Origin of the sequence: uncultured Pseudoflavonifractor sp. (genome assembly GCF_944387275.1) — a bacterium.
Classification (GTDB): domain Bacteria; phylum Bacillota; class Clostridia; order Oscillospirales; family Oscillospiraceae; genus Pseudoflavonifractor; species Pseudoflavonifractor intestinihominis.
This window is the reverse complement of sequence record NZ_CALXEG010000027.1, coordinates 1-14,572: the sequence shown is the minus strand read 5'-3', so window position 1 is coordinate 14,572 and position 14,572 is coordinate 1. Positions and strand designations below refer to the sequence as shown.

Here is a 14,572-nt window from a genome sequence, read left to right as displayed (position 1 = left end):
ATTCTAATAAAAAATACATCCAAAAATTTTAAAGGAGTGTTTTGCCATGAAAGAGCCCAAAATCCGCAAGATCGTAACCAACCTGGAAGAGGTGTTCTATGAGGGCGGCGCTGACATGCCCATCGAGAACGGCGGCAAGAAGTCCATCAAGACCGTCTCCGTGGCTGCTGTCATCAAGAACCCCTATGCCGGCAAGTGGCAGGAGGATCTGAGCGAGCTGACCGAGTACGGTGAGTACCTGGGCGATCTGCTGGCCCGCAAGGGCGCCGAGCTGCTGGGCGCTGAGAACGTTGAGACCTACGGCAAGGGCTGCATCGTGGGTACCGACGGCGAGCTGGAGCATTCCTCCGCTATGCTGCACCCCAAGGCAGGCAAGCCCATCCGCGCGGCCATCGGCGGCGGCAAGTCCATCATCCCCTCCAACGAGAAGGTCGGCGGCGTCGGCGCTTCCCTGGACATCTCCCTGCACTACAAGGATGCCGCTTTCGTGCGCACCCACTACGGCTCCTTCGAGGTCCGCATCCCCGACGCCCCCAAGGCTGACGAGATCGTCATGGCCGTTGTCCTGGCCGACGGTGGCCGTCCCCACGCCACTGTGAACGGCGTCGGCCGTATCGGCGGCCTGCAGAAGTCCGAGGCCAAGTGCGAGGACGGCATGCACTAAGCTGCACAGTAAACCAGAAAAAATTTGAGAAAGGCCCCCGACCGACCCGTTGGAGCTGGTCGGGGGCCTTTTCCCAAATGAAATTCAAAACGGAATGACGGAATTCAACATGAGAGATCACAACAGTTCAGACCGTTGAGAATGCCGGTTCCCCCGGCAGAATCCGGTTTCAGGCTGCGGAGCCATCGTTCCCAACGGTCTGAACAAATTTGAGTGAACGATTGATCTGAACAGAGGGAATCAACAAACCGAAATAGAATGGAGTGCATGAAAATGAAGATTGGTTTCATCGGTCTTGGCGCAATGGGTCGGCCTATGGCCAGCAATCTGCTGACTGCCGGTTATGAGGTGCACGCTTTCGACGTGGTGGAGGCCGCGGTGAAAGAGATGGAGGGCAAGGGCGCCATTGGCCACCCCTCCGCCGGTGAGATGGCCGGTCACGTCGATGTCATCATCTGCTCTCTGCCCAACGCCAAGATCGTGGAAGGCACCATGTGCGGCAAGAACGGCGTGTTTGAGAACTGCAAAGAAGGCACCATCATCATCGACATGAGCTCCGTGGCGCCCAACACCACCAAGGGCATGGCCAAGAAGGCCGCCGAGAAGGGCATCCACTACATCGACGCCCCCGTCAGCGGCGGCGTGTCCGGCGCTGCCGCCGGCACCCTGACCATCATGGTGGGCGCCGACGACGAGACCTTCGACAAGGTCAAGCCCATCTTCGACGTGCTGGGCAAGAATATTTACCACGTGGGCGAGGCCGGCGGCGGCGACGCCATCAAGATGGTCAACAACCTGCTGCTGGGCTGTAATATGGCCGCTCTGGCCGAGGCCCTGACTCTGGGCGTGAAGTGCGGCCTGTCCGTGGAGACCATGAAGCAGGTCATCTCCGTGTCCTCCGGCCGCAGCTACGCCCTGGACGCCAAGCTGGAGAAGTTCATCATGGCCGGCCAGTTCACCGGCGGCTTCGCGGTGGACCTGCAGTACAAGGACCTGGGTCTGGCCCTGGAGGCCTCCCGGGACGAGAAGGTGCCCCTGCCCATGACCGCCGCCGCCGTTCAGGTGTACGAGATGGCCAGAGCCAAGGGCCAGGGCCGCGAGGATATGTCCTCCATCGTCAAGGTCTGGGAGGACCTGACCGGCGCCAAGATCCACGGCGAGGCCGATCCGCAGAAAGGAGCCTGAATCCAATGAAGCCCTTTACTTATCACGCCCCCACCACAGTGGCTGAAGCTGTGGAGATGCTGGACAAGTACCAGAACAGCTGCGCTGTGGTCGCCGGCGGCACCGACGTGGTCATCGAGCTCAACGAGCGCCACAAGACCCCCGAGCACGTCATCAGCATCAGCAAGCTGGACGAGCTGCGCTACGTGAAGGAAGAGGACGGCATGGTGAAGATTGGCGCCCTTACCACCTTCACCGATCTGGAGAATAACCCCTACGTAAAGGAGAAGCTGCCCGCCCTGTACGAGACGGCCATCCACGTGGGCTCTCCCCAGATCCGGAATCTGGGCACCATCGGCGGCAACGTGGTCAACGCCTCCGTGGCCGGCGACTCCCCCACCACCCTGGTGACCTATGGCGCCTCCGTGGTGCTGCGCAGCGCCAAGGGCGACCGGATCATGACCATTGAGGACTTCAACAAGGGCCCCGGCAACTGCGCCATCCGGCCCGACGAGCTGATGGTGGAGGCCCGGTTCCCCGTCATCGGCCCCGACGAGGCCGTGGGCTACTTCAAGATCGGCAAGCGCAAGTCCCTGGCCATCGTGGTGCTGGCTGTCAGCATCTACGTCAAGCGTACCCACGACAACAAGGTGGAGGACTGCCGGGTTGTGCTGGGCGCCGTGAGCAAGCACCCCATGCGCTCCCCCGAACTGGAGGCGCTCCTCAAGGGCAAGCAGCTGGAGGCGAGCGTGCTGTACGATACCCTGCCCGCCTTTACCGACGCCGTCCAGGCCGCCATCCCCACCCGCCCCTCCGTGGTCTACAAGCGTGAGGGCGTCCGCGGCGCGGCCCGCCGGTGCTACGACCAGATTCTCAGCCAGCTGGGCCTGGCCTGAGCAGGAGGGAGCCGATACTATGGAACAGATTTGTATTAATTTTAACCTGAACGGCCATGACGTGTCTGTGATGGCCGACCCCAATAAGCGCCTGGTGGACTTCCTGCGTGAGGACATGGGCATGACCAGCGTGAAGGAAGGCTGCGGCGAGGGCGAGTGCGGCGCCTGCACTGTGATCTATAACGGCAACGCGGTCACCTCTTGCCTGATGCTGGCCGGCCAGGTGGACGGTGGCAGCGTCATCACCCTGGAGGGCGTGACCAAGGAGGACGGCACCCTGGACGTGATCCAGCAGGCCTTCGTGGACGCCGGCGCTGTCCAGTGCGGTTACTGCACCCCCGGCATGGTCCTCTCCGCCAAGGCCCTGCTGGATAAGAACCCCCACGCCACCAAGGCTGAAATTCAGCGGGCCATGTCCGGCAACCTCTGCCGCTGCACTGGCTACGCCAAGATCGTCAAGGCCGTTGAGATGGCTCGCGACGCGAAAGGAGGCGCCAACGCATGAAACCTGAGACCGCTGTGAAGGAGAAGAGCAATCTGAGCGTCTCCGCCGCTGACAAGCGGGAATATTCCGTCCTGGGCAAGAGCGTGGTCAAGAAGGACACCATGGAGAAGATCATGGGCACCGCCAAGTTCGCGGCTGATATGGAGCTGCCCAACATGCTCTATGGCGGCGTGTTCCGCAGCACCATCTGCCATGGCGTCATCAAGAGCTTCGACGCCTCCGCCGCCCTGGCCATCCCCGGCGTGGTGACCGTCCGCACCTCCAAGGACATCCCCGGCAAGAACCGGATCGGCATCATCATCAAGGATGAGCCCGTCCTGGTGGACGACAAGATCCGCCGCTACGGCGACGCCATCGCCGTTGTGGCCGCCGAGACCCCCGAGCTGGTCCAGGAGGCCCTGGACGCCATCAAGGTGGAGTACGAGGAGTACGAGCCGGTGCTGAGCATGGAGCGTGCCGCCGAGCCCGACGCCCCCATTGTCCACGGCACCACCAATGTCCACCAGAAGAAGCACCTGGAGCACGGCAACGTGGACGAGGCCTTCAAGCAGTGCGACATCATCATTGAGAACGACTACGAGACCCCCATGCTCTCCCACATGTTCATCGAGCCTGACGCGGGCCTTGCTACTTATGAAAACGGCATCATGACCGTTTACAGCTCCACCCAGAACCCCCACTACGACCGCGGCGAGATCGCCGGCATGCTGGGCTTCCCGGAGAACCGGGTGTCCTCCATCCAGGTGACCACCGGCGGCGGCTTCGGCGGCAAGCTGGACATCTCCGTCCAGTGCCACGCGGCCCTGCTGTCCTACTACACCGGCCGCCCGGTGAAGATCGTCCGCACCCGCATGGAGTCCACCATGGTGTCCTCCAAGCGCCACCCCATGAAGATGCACTACAAGACCGGCGCCACCAAGGACGGCAAGATCCTGGCCGTCCAGGCCACCCTGCTGGGCGACACCGGCGCCTACGCCTCCTACGGCCCCGCCGTTATCACCCGTGCCGTGGTCCACGCCGCCGGCCCCTATGAGGTGCCCAACGTGCGGATCGACGCCACTTTCTACTACACCAACAACCCCATGGCCGGCGCCTTCCGCGGATTCGGCGTGCCCCAGGTGGCCACCGCCCACGAGGGCCAGATGAACGCCCTGGCCAAGGCCCTGAACATGGACCCCATCGACATCCGTATCCTCAATGCCCACCGGCCCGGCAGCGTCACCCCCACCGGCCAGGTGCTGGGTGAGGACGTGGGCTTCATCAAGTGCCTGGAGGCCGCCCGGGAGAAGGCCAAGGAGGTCCTGCCTCCCTGCGTGCCCACCGCCCCCAACAAGCGCCGCGGCCGCGGCTACGGCTGCATGTACTACGGCATCGGCAACACCGGCCTGCCCAACCCCGCCGGCGCCTTTGTGGAGGTTCTGCCTGACGCCAGCGTCAACCTGATGGTGGGCTGCGCCGATATCGGCCAGGGCTCCACCTCCGCCATGGCCCAGATCGCCGCCGAGGAGCTGGGCGTGGAGTACGAGGATGTCCGCGTCACCTCCGCCAACACCCAGGTCACCCCCGAGGGCGGCGCCACCTCCGCCAGCCGCCAGACCTTTATCTCCGGCTCCGCCACCATGCTGGCCGCCCGGATGGCCAAGAAGACCCTGTCTGAAGTGGCCTCCAAGTTCCTCAACGTGCCCGAGGAGAAGTTGGTGTTCAAGCACCGCGAGATCTACTCCGCCGACGACGAGAGCGTCAAGATGACCTATACCGAGCTGATGGGCGAGATGAAGCGCCTGGGCAAGCTGGCCCTGGGCTGCGGGTCCTACAACCCCAGAACCACCGGCCTGAACCCCGAGAACATGTTCGGTATCCCCTTCGAGGTGTACTCCTACGCCGCCACCATCGTGGACCTGGAAGTGGACGTGGAGACCGGCCTGGTGGACGTGCTCAACGTCATCTCCGCCCACGACGTGGGCACCGCCGTCAACAAGCAGGCCGTTGAGGGCCAGATCGAGGGCGGCGTGGCCATGGGCATCGGCTTCGCCCTGCTGGAGAAGGTGGAGACCAAGAACGGCCGCATCACCAACCCCGTGTTCTCCAAGTACCTGCTGGCCACCGCCATGGACGTGCCCGAGATCTACCCCATCGTGGTGGAGAGCGGCACCGGCGAGACCGGCCCCTTCGGCGCCAAGGGCGTGGGCGAGCCCGCCCTGATCCCCACTATCCCCGCCACCGCGGACGCTGTGGAGAACGCCCTGAATATCCGCTTCGGCAAGCTGCCCATCCAGCACCTGGACATCATGCGGGAGCTCTATAAGAAATAAGCACGGAGGTTTTTCCATGAACTGCATTGAAAAATACCTTGCCAGAGCTGCCGGGGTGGAGGAGGCCCACGCGGGAGACGACCTGTCCTGCCGGGTGAGCTACGTGGCGGCTCACGACGTGACCGCCCCCATCGCCATCAAGATGTTCCAGGAGATCGGGGTCAAGAAGGTCTTTGACCCCGACCGGGTGGTCCTGATCGTGGACCACATCTACCCCGCCGCCAGCGAGAAGGCCCGCAACAGCGTGTGGGCCATGGACGACTTCGCCAAGGAGTTCGGCGTCCACCTCTACCAGCGGGGCGAGGGCGTCATCCACCAGCTGATGTATGAGAAGCACCGGGCCAACCCCGGCGACCTCATCGCCATCGCCGACTCCCACACCGGCACCTGCGGCGGCTACGGCGTCATGGGCGTGGGCGTGGGCTCCACCGAGTTGGCCGCCGCCATGGCCACTGGCAAGCTGGACCTGGAGGTGCCCCAGGTGGTCCAGATCCACCTGACCGGCAAGAAGCCCGCCAACGTGTTCGGCAAGGACCTGATCCTGTATCTGGGCAGCGTCTTCGGCACCGACTACCTGGTGGACAAGGCCCTCCTCTTCACCGGCGAGGGCATTGAGGACTTCTCCGTTGCCGAGCGCATGACCGTGTGCAACATGGGCATTGAGATCGGCAGCATGATCACCATCTTCGGCACCACCGCCCTGGAGCCGGACACCGCCGAGGTGCGGGAAGTGGACCTGAGCAAGCTGGAGCCCCAGATCGCCCGTCCCTTCTCTCCCGCCAACGTGGTCCCCGTCCGGGAAGTGGCCGGTACCCCCGTCACCCAGGTGGTGGTGGGCTCCTGCACCAACGGCCGTATCAACGACATGGAGCAGGTGGCCAAGGCCTTCAAGGGCAAGAAGGTCAATCCCAACGTGAACACCCTCATCGTCCCCGCCTCCCGCGACGTGCTGGACGAGATGGAGGCTCGCGGCTGGTGCAAGATCATCCGGGACGCCGGCGCCACGGTGCTCAATCCCGGCTGCGGCCCCTGCTTCGGCGCCCACGAGGGCCTGACCAGCGAGCGGGACGTGGTGGTCTCCACCACCAACCGCAACTTCCCCGGCCGTATGGGCAGCATGAAGGCCAACATCTACCTGGCCTCTCCCGCTACCGCCGCGGCCACCGCCCTGGCGGGCAAAATCACCGTTCCGGAGGTGGAGGACTGACATGAATACCATCAAGGGCAGAGTCATCGTCCTGGGCGACGATGTGGACACCGATCAGATTCTCCCCGGATACGCCATGGCTGAGCCCATGGACCAGCTGGGCAAGTTCGCCATGGCCGGTCTGGCCGGCCTGGATTTCAAGTCCGTGTTCCAGCCTGGGGACATTATCGTGGCCGGCCGCAACTTCGGCTGTGGTTCCTCCCGAGAGCAGGCCCCCATCGCCCTCAAGCAGGTGGGCGTGGCCCTGGTCATCGCCAAGGGTTTTGCCCGTATCTTCCGACGCAACTCCATCAACATCGGCATGCCCGTGTGGGTGGCTGATGTGGCGGACTGCCTGAAGACCGGCGACGTCATCGAGGCCGACCTGGAGAAGGGTACCGTCACCGTCAATGGTGAGGTCAAGCAGTTCAACCCCCTGTCTGAGAACGTGCGCAAGACCCTGGAGTACGGCGGCCTGATCCCCCGTGTCCGGGCCGAGCTGGGAATCGAGGGGTAATATCATACCCGACCGGCCCTGCCCACAGGTGGGGCAGGGCCGGTGCCATAGAGTTCAGATTACAAGAGAATCGAAAATCGGGAAACAAGGTGATATGATAATGAAAGACCCGCAGGAGAGAACAAAAAAGATCATCAAGGAAGACATCGAGACCATCCGCGCCTATGCCGACTGCTTCGACGTGGAGATGCCCGACCTGGACGAGAACGGCGAGGTAGTGGGCCTGCCCGCCCCCTATCCCCGCGAGGTGGCCGGCGTTGTCCGCAGCGGCTACCGCATCTATGAGCTGGGCCAGAAGGCGCTGGAGACCGGCGTGCCCTGCCTGAACCCCATCCTGGGCCGCAACACCGCTGAGGAGACCTGGAAAGAGTCCTGCGAGATGTACAAGTACGCCGAGATGTACGACGACACCGTCTTCCACTTCGTTCACTCCGAGGCCACCCGCCACATTGATCCCCTGAAGGGCCGCGAGCTCATCGAGCAGTCCCGCGGCAAGGGCGGCATCACCCCCAAGGGCGAGCGTGAGTTCATCCAGATGGGCGGCGGCTCCAAGCACCCCGTGCGTATCAACGCCACCGGCGATACCGCCCACATCAACATCCTCAACGCCCTGATCGCCGGCTTTGACGGCACGGATATCGGCCCTGTCATCCACGTCCACTTCGGCGGCCGCGGCATCCACGACTTCCGCACCAAGGTGGTCAACGGCTACAAGGCCATCCAGATCTGCGGCGAGAACAAGATCTTTGCCCAGCTGGACACCCACAAGCACATCAACAACATCGGCGGCACCGACGGCATGGGCATCGCCATGTGCCTGCTGGCCGAGGGCCTGGCGGTCCACGGCGGCCTGCCCTGGGAGCTGAGCGGCATCCAGATGAACGTGGGCGGCAACAACCTGTACCGCGACCTGGCCATCATGCGGGCCTTCCGCCACAACATGCTCTCCAAGAGCCTGATCGTGGTGCCCGAGACCTTCCAGAACCCGCCCGGAAACCTGGTGGCCGAGCAGGCCCACTTCGCCCGTATGGCCATCTCCGCCAAGCTGGGCGGCGCCAACTTCTACCGTCCCAAGGCCGCCGAGAGCGTGGGCATCCCCACCGGCGACTCCATGGGCCAGGCCATCTGGGCCAGCGAGGACGTGTTCCGCCGCACCTATAACCCGGGCATCGAGTCCCCCAAGATCGACGAGTACGAGAACATGATGATGGACGAGGCCTTTGCCGTGCTGGAGGCCGTGCTCCACCTGCCCAGCCGCAGCCTGAAGCCCGGCTGCCTGACCGAGGACTTCTGGCGTCAGTGGACCGACGAGGAGCTCATCGACCTCATCGTGGACGGCGGCAAGAGCGGCAAGATGGATACGCCTCGCGCCGGCGGCTGGGATCTGAAGCGGTTCGTCAAGACCAACCGCGATCCCGACGGCATCACCCGCTATGTGGAGGGCTACACCCCCCTGGGCGTGGATCCCACCCGCTGCCCCATCACCAAGGAGCATGTCACCGTCCACGTGGATAAGCCCCCCACGCGGAAGGAGAAGATCGTTCTGGCCACCGTGGGCGCCGACGCCCACGTCAACGGCATCAACACCATCCGTGAGACCTTCCAGGACGCCGGTTTCGAGGTCATCTACCTCCGCGGCATGAACCTGCCCGAGACCGTGGCCGAGGTGGCCGCTGAGGTCAAGGCCGACGCCGTGGGCGTGAGCAACCTGCTGGGTCTGGGCGTCACCCTGTTCCCCCGTGTGGAGGCCCGCCTGAAGGAGCTGGGCATCCGGGACAAGGTGGTTGTCTGGGCCGGCGGCCGTATCGCTGAGAAGGAAGAGGAGCACCAGTACTACGAGGATAAGATCAAGAAGGAAGGCGTGGGCTTCATGGGCGTGGACGCCTTCTTCGGCCCCGACTCCACTCCCGAGCAGTGCCTGGAGACCATCACCAAGCTCATCGAAGAAAAGAAGAAGTAAATTTTCCACTCCTCCCGGCGGGCGCGTTCCCGCCGGGAGCGGCAGTACAGCGAAAAAGCCGTATAGGAGGTAATCATCATGGATCAGTTCAGAATCCCTTGCGTGATCATGCGCGCCGGTACCAGCAAGGGCATTTTCCTAAAGCAGAACGATCTGCCCGCGCCCGGTCCCGAGCGTGACAAGATCATCCTCGGCATCTTCGGTTCTCCCGACAAGCGCCAGATCGACGGTCTGGCCGGCGCTGATCCCCTGACCAGCAAGCTGGCCATCGTCGGCCCCGGCTCCGTGCCCGGCGCCGATGTGGACTACACCTTTGCCCAGGTGTCCATCACCGACGCCAAGGTGGACTGGAACGGCAACTGCGGCAACATCTCCTCCGGTGTTGCCCCCTTCGCCATCGACGAGTCCATCGTCAGCTGCCATGAGGGCCTCAACGAGGTCACCATCTGGCAGACCAACACCCAGAAGCTGATGAAGTCCTACGTCATGGTGGAGAACGGCAAGGCCAAGGTCACCGGCGACGCGGAGATCGCCGGCGTGCCCGGCACCGCCGCCCCCATTCAGATGGATATGTCCGGTACCGCCGGCGCTGCCACCGGCAAGCTGCTGCCCACCGGCAACCCCGTGGACGTCATCGAGACCAGCCGCGGCCCCATCGAGGCCTCTATCGTGGACTGCGCCAACCCCGTGATCTTTGTGCGTGCCGAGAGCGTGGGCATGAAGGGTACCGAGGATCAGCAGGAGATCGACGGCAATCCCGAGCTGCTGAAGTACCTGGAGGAGATCCGCGGCATCGCCTGCGTCAAGTGCGGCATGGCCAAAGACCTGGAGGACGCCACCAAGAACTCCCCTGCCTTCCCCATGGTCGCCTTTATCACCGAGGCCCAGGATTACTACTATCCCCCTGAGAACAAGACCATCAAGAAGGAAGATGTGGATCTGGTCTCCCGCCTGATGTTCATGCAGGTGCTGCACAAGACCTATGCCGGCACCGCCACCGTCTGCACCGGCGTGGCCGCCAAGATCAAGGGCACCCTGGTCAACCAGGTCCTGCACAACGACAATCCCCCCGAGCTGGTGCGCATCGGCCACCCCGCCGGCATGATCCCCTGCTACTCCGAGGTGGATGAGAACAACAACGTCAAGAAGGCCGCCATTGTCCGTACCGCCCGCCGCCTCATGGAGGGCTATGCCCTGCTGGAAAAGGCCAAGTATCAGTACTGATTCTCCCTCGCCCGCCCGGTGCCGTCGGCGCCGGGCGAGGACCAAAAAGGATACCAGAATATGCTTGCAAATATTATCGTATTTGATGTAGGCAGCACCTACACCAAGGCGGCCGCCTTCCGGCTGGAACGGGGAAAGTTCACCTTCCTGGGCCGGGGCCAGTCGCCCACCACCCTCCACGACATCATGGAGGGTGCAGGCAAGGCCGAGGAGGCCATCCGGGCCCAGGGGGTGGAGTTCGACGAGCTGTGCAAGCGGTACAGCTCCTGCTCCGCCGCCGGCGGACTGCGGATGGTAGCTCTGGGCTATATGCCCCGGGTCACCGCTAAAGCCGCCAAGGAAGTGGCTATGACCGCCGGCGCCCGCGTGATGCAGGTGGTCTCCTCCGAGGAGCCTCTGGACTACCGGAAGGAAGTCCTCATGGAGATCAACCCGGATATCATCCTGCTCTCCGGCGGCACCGACGGCGGCGACGAGAGCTGCGCCATGGAGAATGCAGAGATGATCTGCTCCCTCCACAGCAAGGCCACCGTCATTGTGGCGTGCAACAAGTACGCCCAGATGCCTGTGGCGGAGATGTTCGACCGCAACGGGATCCGGTACGTCCGGGTGCCCAACATCATGCCCACCATCCACGACCTCAACGTGAAGCCGGCCCGCGAGGCCATTCACGAGGAGTTCATCAAGCAGATCACCCGGGCCAAGGGCCTGCTGGAGTTCCGGGACAGCCTGGCCGACACCACTGTGGTGCCCACGCCGGGCGCGGTGCTGCTGGCCAGCGAGCTGCTGGCCCGGGGCACCTACGACCAGGACGGCATCGGCTCCCTGATCCTCATCGATCTGGGCGGCGCCACCACCGACATCCACTCCGCCCTCCCCGAGCTGGAGAAGCTGGCCATTGAGGAGCGGGGCCTGGTCATCAACAACGAGAAGCAGTTCTCCTACCGCACCGTGGAGGGCAACCTGGGCCTGCGTGTCAGCGCCACGGGCATCCCCGAGGCGGTGGGCCCCAACGCCATCATCCGAGCCATGGACCTGGACTGTGAGGTCACGCCCGACGAGGTGCTGGCCTTTGCCTCCAAGCTGGAGGCCCACCCCGAGTACATCCCTCAGGGGGAGAAGGAGCAGTCCCTGGAGCGGGCCATGGCCACCTGCGCCATCTCCACCGCCCTGCGGCGGCACGCCGGCCACTACGCCGAGGCTGCCGACCCGGTGATGGGCATCATGGCGGGCGCCGCCATGGGCCGCGACCTGCGGAACGTGGAGAAGGTGCTCTGCGTGGGCGGTATCTTCGTCCACTCGGACAAGGAGAAGGCCGTGGGCCTGGTGGAGCGCTGCTTTGAAAATCCGGGCATCTCTCTGCTGCCCCTCAATCCCCCCAAGATCATTCTGGACCGGAGCTACCTGCTCTACGCCATGGGCGTGCTGGGCAAGCACTACCCCGACGCCGCCCTGAATTTCCTCAAGGAATATGTCGATCAGGCTTAAAGCCAATCTTTAGATTTGGAGTGAATTAACATGAACGGAGCTACTAAAATCCGCGAGCTGTTTGCCACCAAGAAGACCATCGTCGCCCCCGGCGCCCACGACATGCTCACCGGCAAGATTATCGGCAAGCTGGGCTTTGACGCCGTGTACATGACCGGCTACGGCCAGTCCGCCAGCCACCTGGGCAAGCCCGACGTGGGCCTGATGACCATGAGCGAGATGGTCATGCGCGCCGGCAACATGGTGGAGGCCGCCGGTGTGCCCGTCATCGCCGACGCCGACACCGGCTTCGGCAACGCCGTCAACGTGATGCGCACCGTCCGCGAGTACGAGAAGGCCGGCGTGGCTGTCATCCAGCTGGAGGATCAGGTCATGCCCAAGAAGTGCGGCCACATGGTGGGCCGTGAGGTCATCTCCAAGGATGAGATGGTGGGCAAGATCAAGGCCGCTGTGGATACCCGTCAGGGCGACATGATGATCATGGCCCGTACCGACGCCCGCACCGTCTTCGGCATCGAGGAGGCCCTGGAGCGCGCCCACGCCTACAAGGAGGCCGGCGCCGACATTCTGTTCGTGGAGTCCCCCGAGTCCGAGGAGGAGATGCGCCGCATCAACACCGAGCTGCCCGGCGTGCTCACCCTGGCCAACATGGTGGAGGGCGGCCGCACTCCCATGTTCACCAACGCCAAGCTGTCTGAGTTCGGCTACAACCTGATCATCTATCCCACCGCCTCCGTCTATGTCACCACCAAGGCCATGGTGGACCTGTGGGAGGGCATGCGCCGGGACGACACCACCGAGAAGCTCATGGACACCATGATCCCCTTCGCTCAGTTCAACGAGATCGTGGGCCTGCCCGAGATCCGCGCCATCGAGGCCAACTACGCCACCGGCCGCGTTGTGAAATAATCTAACCGGCAACCGAAGCAGTCCCCCTAAGAATGCGGCGGTTCCGGTGCGCCCGGCGGATCGTTTCCCCAGCCCGGCGCGCCGGGCCGCCGCATCTTTTTCATTTAAACAGCAACGGCCCTGCGGGGAGATAAAAGGAGAGTACGCCTATGTCTGATATTAGAGCTGCCATTCAGGAGAAGATGCCCCTGACCGTCAGCGAGATGATTTCCGTCGCCAAGGAGTACGACGCCCGGGTAGTGGACGTGGTCCTGCTGGAGACTGAGCTGCGCACCGGCCTGAGCCGGGAAGAGATCCTCACTGGGATCATGAACGAGTACGCCCACAACCTGAAGGCCGTGGAGATCGGCGTGAAGGACGGCGAGAGCATTCTGCTGGGCACCGTGGCCTCTCAGCTGGCCGCCCAGCCCGGCCCCAAGTGCTTTGAGGACTCCTTCCTGGACGACGCCCTGCTCTACACCCTGGGCGCCCAGGTGGGCAACCACTGCATCGGCCTGCGTCCCTGCGCCGGTACCGGCGACTCCTGCCCCTACTCCGGCTTCATCAAGACCATGATGGTCCACGGCTACGACGAGAAGACCATCGCCGAGATCGCCGCCCTGATCCTGAAGATCGGCAGCCTGTTCCGTGTGGGCAAGGTCACCACCGGCTGCAACATGGAGGGCTTCGGCGCCGGCTCCGCCTGCATCGCCGCCGCCACCGTCGCTTTGGGTGGCGGCACCCCCGAGCAGATGGAGAAGGCCATGGTCCTGGCCCTGTCTCCCACCATCGCCGTGCCCTGCACCCCCCGTGTGCTGGTGCCCGCCCTGTGCACCACCCACGTGGGCGGCGCTATCCTGATGGGTATGTATGCCGGCAAGCTGTGCATGAAGGTGGATATGACCGTCAACGTGCCCTTCGACGTCATGCTGGCCATGGCCGCCGAGGTCCATGTGGAGTCCGGCCACTACATCGTGCCCACCGTGGTGGAGTACATGGAGCCCTTCTTCAAGCGTAAGCCCGCCGTCGAGTCCCTGGTCCGCCAGGAGGTCAAGGACGCCGAGGCCAAGAAGATGGCCGAGACCATGGACAAGGCCGCCAAGAAGGCCAAGGCTCTGGCCACCGGCGCGGCCGACATCCTCCACACCCTGGGCGACGCCGTGGTCGGCGGCAGCAGCCAGGCCGTGGGCAGCCCCACCAACGCCGCCCGCATCTGCCATGAGCTGGCCAAGGGCAAGATCAAGAAGGTCCGGGTGGAGCTCTATCCCGAGCTGTTTGCCCGCCGCTCCATCAATATCCCCGGCGTGCTGATGGGCGCTGTGTACGGCGCCTCCACCGCCGACTACCAGATGTACAACAAGTCCGTCCAGATGACCAAGGACGACGGCATCGAGGTGGAGATCGTGGAGGGCACCGAGCATGCCATCCAGCGCATCACCATCACCACCGACGAGATGACCTGCATGGTGGATACCCTCAACCGTGGCGGCGGCCGTCTGGTCCTGCGGGACGCCAGCCCCTCCCTGGCCGAGGCCGAGGCTGCGGCCAAGCGGCTGGGCATCGTGCTGGTCCAGCCCTGAAATACGGCGGCTATCCCCGCGGGAGGGGGCAAAACCCGCTCCCGCGGGATATCCATACCCGCGCCCGGGGCGCGGTACATAATCTGAGAAAGTGAAATGAGGGAACTATTTTGGCAAAGATTGTACGCAAGGAAGTGCTGAATCCCAGCGTGACGCTGCTGGAAGTGGATGCGCCCAAGATTGCCCGT

At 63.8% G+C, this 14,572-nt stretch carries 12 protein-coding genes; all 12 read left to right on the top strand.

What is annotated here, in order from left to right:
- The first annotated feature begins 46 nt into the window (after positions 1-46).
- The 12 genes from Q0K23_RS08100 (at position 47) to Q0K23_RS08045 (ending at position 14,384) form a co-directional block, all read left to right on the top strand.
- Positions 47-664: an amino acid synthesis family protein gene (locus tag Q0K23_RS08100; RefSeq protein WP_294520466.1), complete on the top strand. Its 618-nt coding sequence runs from the start codon at positions 47-49 to the stop codon at positions 662-664.
- A gap of 258 nt (positions 665-922) precedes the next feature.
- On the top strand, positions 923-1,849 hold the full coding sequence (locus tag Q0K23_RS08095; protein ID WP_294520463.1) for an NAD(P)-dependent oxidoreductase: 927 nt from the start codon (positions 923-925) through the stop codon (positions 1,847-1,849).
- A gap of 5 nt (positions 1,850-1,854) precedes the next feature.
- Positions 1,855-2,724, top strand: coding sequence for a xanthine dehydrogenase family protein subunit M (locus Q0K23_RS08090; protein WP_294520460.1), 870 nt, complete (start codon positions 1,855-1,857; stop codon positions 2,722-2,724).
- Positions 2,725-2,743: 19 nt separating this feature from the next.
- The gene (locus Q0K23_RS08085) at positions 2,744-3,229 is read left to right on the top strand and encodes a (2Fe-2S)-binding protein (RefSeq protein ID WP_294520457.1); all 486 of its coding nucleotides are present in this window, start codon (positions 2,744-2,746) and stop codon (positions 3,227-3,229) included.
- The gene (locus tag Q0K23_RS08080) at positions 3,226-5,541 is read left to right on the top strand and encodes a xanthine dehydrogenase family protein molybdopterin-binding subunit (RefSeq protein ID WP_294520453.1); all 2,316 of its coding nucleotides are present in this window, start codon (positions 3,226-3,228) and stop codon (positions 5,539-5,541) included. Before Q0K23_RS08085 ends, Q0K23_RS08080 begins: the two co-directional genes overlap by 4 nt.
- A gap of 16 nt (positions 5,542-5,557) precedes the next feature.
- The gene (locus Q0K23_RS08075) at positions 5,558-6,748 is read left to right on the top strand and encodes an aconitase/3-isopropylmalate dehydratase large subunit family protein (protein WP_294520449.1); all 1,191 of its coding nucleotides are present in this window, start codon (positions 5,558-5,560) and stop codon (positions 6,746-6,748) included.
- 1 nt (position 6,749) lies between these two features.
- Positions 6,750-7,244 carry a 3-isopropylmalate dehydratase gene (locus Q0K23_RS08070; RefSeq protein ID WP_294520444.1) on the top strand — a complete coding sequence of 165 codons (495 nt, stop codon included), beginning with the start codon at positions 6,750-6,752 and terminating at the stop codon, positions 7,242-7,244.
- Between the two features lie 100 nt (positions 7,245-7,344).
- Positions 7,345-9,204 carry a cobalamin-dependent protein gene (locus Q0K23_RS08065; RefSeq protein ID WP_294520441.1) on the top strand — a complete coding sequence of 620 codons (1,860 nt, stop codon included), beginning with the start codon at positions 7,345-7,347 and terminating at the stop codon, positions 9,202-9,204.
- 78 nt (positions 9,205-9,282) lie between these two features.
- Positions 9,283-10,428 carry a 2-methylaconitate cis-trans isomerase PrpF family protein gene (locus Q0K23_RS08060; RefSeq protein WP_294520438.1) on the top strand — a complete coding sequence of 382 codons (1,146 nt, stop codon included), beginning with the start codon at positions 9,283-9,285 and terminating at the stop codon, positions 10,426-10,428.
- 60 nt (positions 10,429-10,488) lie between these two features.
- A complete protein-coding gene (locus Q0K23_RS08055) occupies positions 10,489-11,916 on the top strand; it encodes a glutamate mutase L (protein ID WP_294520436.1) in 1,428 nt (475 codons plus the stop codon).
- Positions 11,917-11,946: 30 nt separating this feature from the next.
- The gene (locus tag Q0K23_RS08050) at positions 11,947-12,825 is read left to right on the top strand and encodes an oxaloacetate decarboxylase (protein ID WP_294520433.1); all 879 of its coding nucleotides are present in this window, start codon (positions 11,947-11,949) and stop codon (positions 12,823-12,825) included.
- A 149-nt stretch (positions 12,826-12,974) separates the two neighbouring features.
- The gene (locus Q0K23_RS08045; RefSeq protein WP_294520430.1) at positions 12,975-14,384 is read left to right on the top strand and encodes a serine dehydratase; all 1,410 of its coding nucleotides are present in this window, start codon (positions 12,975-12,977) and stop codon (positions 14,382-14,384) included.
- The last annotated feature ends 188 nt before the right edge of the window (positions 14,385-14,572 follow it).

Excerpts from the sequence above, each read along its gene's own strand:
- Q0K23_RS08100 (WP_294520466.1), top strand. The coding sequence starts at position 47 with ATGAAAGAGCCCAAAATCCGCAAGATCGTAACCAACCTGGAAGAGGTG.
- Q0K23_RS08095 (WP_294520463.1), top strand. The coding sequence starts at position 923 with ATGGAGTGCATGAAAATGAAGATTGGTTTCATCGGTCTTGGCGCAATG.
- Q0K23_RS08090 (WP_294520460.1), top strand. The coding sequence starts at position 1,855 with ATGAAGCCCTTTACTTATCACGCCCCCACCACAGTGGCTGAAGCTGTG.
- Q0K23_RS08085 (WP_294520457.1), top strand. The coding sequence starts at position 2,744 with ATGGAACAGATTTGTATTAATTTTAACCTGAACGGCCATGACGTGTCT.
- Q0K23_RS08080 (WP_294520453.1), top strand. The coding sequence starts at position 3,226 with ATGAAACCTGAGACCGCTGTGAAGGAGAAGAGCAATCTGAGCGTCTCC.
- Q0K23_RS08075 (WP_294520449.1), top strand. The coding sequence starts at position 5,558 with ATGAACTGCATTGAAAAATACCTTGCCAGAGCTGCCGGGGTGGAGGAG.
- Q0K23_RS08070 (WP_294520444.1), top strand. The coding sequence starts at position 6,750 with ATGAATACCATCAAGGGCAGAGTCATCGTCCTGGGCGACGATGTGGAC.
- Q0K23_RS08065 (WP_294520441.1), top strand. The coding sequence starts at position 7,345 with ATGAAAGACCCGCAGGAGAGAACAAAAAAGATCATCAAGGAAGACATC.
- Q0K23_RS08060 (WP_294520438.1), top strand. The coding sequence starts at position 9,283 with ATGGATCAGTTCAGAATCCCTTGCGTGATCATGCGCGCCGGTACCAGC.
- Q0K23_RS08055 (WP_294520436.1), top strand. The coding sequence starts at position 10,489 with ATGCTTGCAAATATTATCGTATTTGATGTAGGCAGCACCTACACCAAG.
- Q0K23_RS08050 (WP_294520433.1), top strand. The coding sequence starts at position 11,947 with ATGAACGGAGCTACTAAAATCCGCGAGCTGTTTGCCACCAAGAAGACC.
- Q0K23_RS08045 (WP_294520430.1), top strand. The coding sequence starts at position 12,975 with ATGTCTGATATTAGAGCTGCCATTCAGGAGAAGATGCCCCTGACCGTC.